This window comes from Candidatus Streptomyces philanthi, assembly GCF_059553635.1.
The window spans coordinates 1-4,564 of sequence record NZ_JCANQV010000384.1 but is presented as its reverse complement, the minus strand read 5'-3'; the positions used below and the strand labels follow the sequence as shown (position 1 = coordinate 4,564).

Annotated in this window: 4 protein-coding genes; all 4 read left to right on the top strand. The window is 72.2% G+C overall.

What is annotated here, in order from left to right:
* Window positions 1–285: CHAD domain-containing protein (locus AC51EU_RS27400; RefSeq protein WP_496269772.1), on the top strand; the 285-nt coding region annotated here is incomplete at its 5' end.
* 81 nt (window positions 286–366) lie between these two features.
* Complete coding sequence (locus AC51EU_RS27395) at window positions 367–2,292, top strand: TIGR03960 family B12-binding radical SAM protein (RefSeq protein ID WP_496269771.1); 1,926 nt, start codon at window positions 367–369, stop codon at window positions 2,290–2,292.
* Between the two features lie 149 nt (window positions 2,293–2,441).
* Window positions 2,442–3,176 (top strand): hypothetical protein, encoded by a 735-nt coding sequence (locus AC51EU_RS27390; RefSeq protein WP_496269770.1) that lies wholly within the window; start codon window positions 2,442–2,444, stop codon window positions 3,174–3,176.
* A 307-nt stretch (window positions 3,177–3,483) separates the two neighbouring features.
* A complete protein-coding gene (locus AC51EU_RS27385; RefSeq protein ID WP_496269769.1) occupies window positions 3,484–4,287 on the top strand; it encodes a TIGR03936 family radical SAM-associated protein in 804 nt (267 codons plus the stop codon).
* Window positions 4,288–4,564: the final 277 nt, after the last annotated feature.

Sequence of the window (4,564 nt, the reverse complement as noted above, 5' to 3'; positions counted from 1 at the left end):
TACGCCGCCGAGGCCGCCCGCCCCCGGCTCGGGAGGCCCGCCAAGAAGTTCGCCGCCCGGATGACCGCCCTCCAGGAACTCCTCGGTGACCACCAGGACAGCGTGATGGCCCGCGCCGCCCTGCGCGAAGTGGCCCGCCAGGCGCGGGAGGCGGGGGAGAGCGACTTCACCTTCGGCGTCCTCTACGGCAGGGAGGAGGCTCGCGCGGCGGACCGCGAACGGGAGCTGCCGGACGTGTGGAGGAAGGCACGGGCCAAGAAGCGCCGGCGCGCCCTGCGGTCCTGACCCCCGGCCCGCGCGGTCGGCCCTCCCTCCCCGGGGACGTTAAGCTTGAGGGTCGCCCCTGCCAGCAACGAAAGCCCCGAGATGTCTGCAGAGTCGGTCTTCCCACAGCTTGAGACCCTGCTCCCGCATGTGCAGAAGCCCATCCAGTACGTCGGTGGAGAGCTCAATTCCACGGTCAAGCCATGGGACAGCTGCGATGTGCGCTGGGCGCTCATGTACCCCGACGCGTACGAGGTCGGTCTGCCCAACCAGGGCGTCATGATCCTCTACGAGGTCCTCAACGAGCGTGAGGGGGTGCTCGCCGAGCGCACCTACAGCGTCTGGCCGGACCTTGAGGCGCTGATGCGCGAGCACAAGGTGCCGCAGTTCACCGTGGACAGCCACCGGCCGGTCCGCGCGTTCGACGTGTTCGGCCTGAGCTTCTCCACGGAGCTGGGCTACACCAACATGCTCGCCGCCCTCGACCTCGCCGGCATCCCCCTCGACGCCGCCGACCGCGGCCTCGACGACCCCGTCGTGCTGGCCGGCGGCCACGCCGCCTTCAATCCCGAGCCGATCGCCGACTTCATCGACTGCGCGGTCATCGGCGACGGCGAGCAGGCCGTCCTGGAGATCACCGAGATCATCCGCGCCTGGAAGGCCGAGGGCCGTCCCGGTGGCCGCGACGAGCTGCTGTTCCGCCTCGCGCGGACCGGCGGCGTCTACGTCCCCAAGTTCTACGACGTCGAGTACCTGGCCGACGGGCGGATCGCCCGCGTCGTGCCGAACCGCTCCGGCGTCCCGTGGCGGGTCTCCAAGCACACCGTCATGGACCTCGACGAGTGGCCCTACCCGAAGCAGCCGCTCGTCCCCCTGGCCGAGACCGTTCATGAACGGATGTCGGTCGAGATCTTCCGTGGCTGCACCCGCGGCTGCCGTTTCTGCCAGGCAGGCATGATCACGCGCCCTGTACGGGAGCGAAGCATCACCGGCATCGGCGAGATGGTGGACAAGGGCCTGAAGGCCACGGGATTCGAGGAGGTCGGCCTGCTGTCGCTGTCCTCCGCGGACCACACCGAGATCGGCGACGTCGCCAAGGGCCTCGCCGACCGGTACGAGGAAGACAAGATCGGTCTGTCCCTGCCGTCGACCCGTGTCGACGCGTTCAACATCGATCTTGCCAACGAGCTGACGCGCAACGGCCGTCGCTCCGGCCTCACCTTCGCCCCCGAGGGCGGCAGCGAGCGGATCCGCAAGGTCATCAACAAGATGGTCTCGGAGGAGGACCTGATCCGCACCGTCGCCACCGCCTACGGCAACGGCTGGCGGCAGGTGAAGCTCTACTTCATGTGCGGACTGCCCACCGAGACCGACGAGGACGTCCTCCAGATCGGCGACATGGCGGTCAACGTGATCGCCAAGGGTCGCGAGGTCGCGGGGTCCAACGACATCCGCTGCACGGTCTCCATCGGCGGCTTCGTCCCCAAGCCGCACACCCCCTTCCAGTGGGCGCCGCAGCTGTCGGCGGAGGAGACCGACGCCCGGCTCGCCAAGCTCCGCGACAAGATCCGCGGCGACAAGAAGTACGGCCGCTCCATCGGCTTCCGCTACCACGACGGCAAGCCCGGCATCGTCGAGGGTCTGCTCTCCCGGGGCGACCGCCGCGTCGGCGCCGTCATCCGCGCCGTCTACCAGGACGGCGGCCGCTTCGACGGCTGGCGCGAGCACTTCTCCTACGACCGCTGGATGGACTGCGCCGCCAAGACGCTCCCCGCCCAGGGCGTGGACGTCGACTGGTACACCACCCGCGAGCGCACCTACGAGGAGGTCCTGCCCTGGGACCACCTGGACTCCGGCCTCGACAAGGACTGGCTCTGGGAGGACTGGCAGGACGCGCTGGACGAGACCGAGGTCGAGGACTGCCGCTGGACCCCGTGCTTCGACTGCGGCGTCTGCCCGCAGATGCAGACGGAGATCCAGATCGGCCCCACGGGCAAGAAGCTGCTGCCGCTGACGGTCGTCAAGTAGCAGTCCGGGCAGGAGACGCGGGCCCGGTCGCCGGAAGCGGCGGCCGGGCCCGCGCACTGCCGTGACGTCCCGGGGACGCGCCGCGTCCCCGGGAGCCGGGCCAGGACATGACCGGCGAAAGCAGGACGGAAAAAACGGGGGAACATCGCATGGCGCACGGCGGCACGCAGAGGTACGGGAACGGGCCGGCACGGCCGGAGGACAGCGAACCGAGCGGTTGCTGCCTGGCCCAGCTGATCAAGATCCCGGTACTGATCGTGGTCGTACCGCTGCGGCTGCTGTGGGACGCGCTGTGCTGGACCGGCCGCGAGATCATCGCCCCCGTGGCGCGCTGGGTCCACCGCTGGATCATCACGCCCGTGGCCCGTGCGGCCGCCTGGCTGATCCACCATCTGCTCGTGATGCCGGTGGTGCTCCTGGTCCACTGGCTGCTCGTGGTGCCCGCGCTCTGGGTGTACCGGTGGCTCCTGACGCCGCTCGGCCGGGCGCTCGCCTGGCTCCTCGACCACCTCGTCGTCCTCCCCGCCCGATGGCTGTACGACCAGGTGCTCGCCCCCGTGGGCCGGGCGCTGCTGTGGCTGCTGCACCACCTTGTGGTGATACCGGTCGCCGCCGTATGGGAGTACGTGCTGTGGCCGGTCCTGCGGGCGATCGGCGCGGCCGTCGCCTGGGCCTGGGGGATCGCCGGCCGGGTGTCACGGGCGGTCGGCCGCGGACTGGCCGCGCTGTGGCGCGTGCTGGTCGTCGCGCCCCTGAGCTGGACGTACCGCTGGGTGCTCACCCCGGTGGGGCACGCGATCAGGGCGGTCCTTCGGCCGCCGGTCCGGCACGCGCTGTCCGCGGCGCGCACGGCGGCGCGCGAGGTCCGGCGGGCGCTGTTCTGACCCGGGAGGGGCGCCCCGGCGCACACCGTCCGCGCCGTGCGCGCCGACCGCTGCGCACCGGGACACCCGGCCCCGCGTCCCCGCAGGTCAATCCCCCGCCGGGAACCTCGCGGGCCCCGGGCGCGTACTCTTGGGCAGAGGTCCGGCCGCGCATCGGCCCCGCCGACGCGGGGCACTCCGGACCGGTCCGTGCCGGAAGGCGCCGACCGGGACGGTCCCGTTCGCGGGGGCGGCCCCGGACCGCCAGACACAAGGAGAAGTACCACTGGGCAAGCGACAGCCCGAAGGCCCGCCGCCCGCACCCGCGGTGCAGCGCATCCGACTGCGCTACACCAAGCGCGGCCGCCTCCGGTTCACCAGCCACCGCGACTTCCAGCGCGCGTTCGAGCGTGCCCTGCGCCGCGCCGAGGTCCCCATGGCCTACTCGGCCGGCTTCACCCCGCACCCCAAGGTGTCCTACGCCAACGCGGCACCGACCGGCACGGGCAGCGAGGCCGAGTACCTGGAGATCCAGCTCGCCGAACACCGCGACCCGGAACAGCTCCGGGAACTGCTCGACGTCTCACTGCCGGACGGCCTCGACATCATCGAGGCGGTCGAGGCCCGCACCACCGGCCTCGCCGACCGGCTCCAGGCGTCGGTCTGGCAGCTCCGCCTCGACGAGGTCGACCCCGAGACCGCGGCACGGGCCGTCGAGACGTTCCTCGCCGCGCAAGAAGTGCAGGTCCAGCGCCGTACGAAGAACGGCGTACGGTCCTTCGACGCCCGGGCCGCGGTGGCCCGGCTGGAGACCGAGGACTGCCGGGGCGATAGGCCCGACGGTCGTGCCTGTGCGATACTGCGGCTGGTTGTTCGGCATGCGACACCCGCCGTACGACCCGACGACGTCCTGTCCGGCCTCCGAGCTACGGCCGACCTGGCGCCGCCGGTCCCGGTAGCGGTGACCAGGCTGGCGCAGGGGCTGCTCGATGAGGAGACCGGCGCGGTGACCGACCCGCTGGCGCCCGACCGCGACGCTGCCACGCCCGCCCCCTCCACGGCCGCCGGGCTGACCGCCGCGACGGCACGAAGCGGGAGCGCCCCGGCACATTCCGGGGACGGCACTGCGTAGGACCGCCGTCGACGCGTCGCCGGTCCACCAGGGAGCCACCCCGGTGCGGCAGACGCACTGACCAGCAGACTTTCGCCGGTCCCGGCCACGGGCCCGGCGAGTGACACGACAGCTCCCGTGCGGCGCCCGCGCCCCGGACGGCGGAGCCGCGCTCATCACGCGGCCCGCCCCGGAGTCCGGCGCGGCCCCCGGGAGCGTGACGGGAGAACCGCCCGCATGCTCGAATCCACTGAGCCCACCGAGGGCGCGCGGTCCGCCGACCGCCCCGCCGATACCC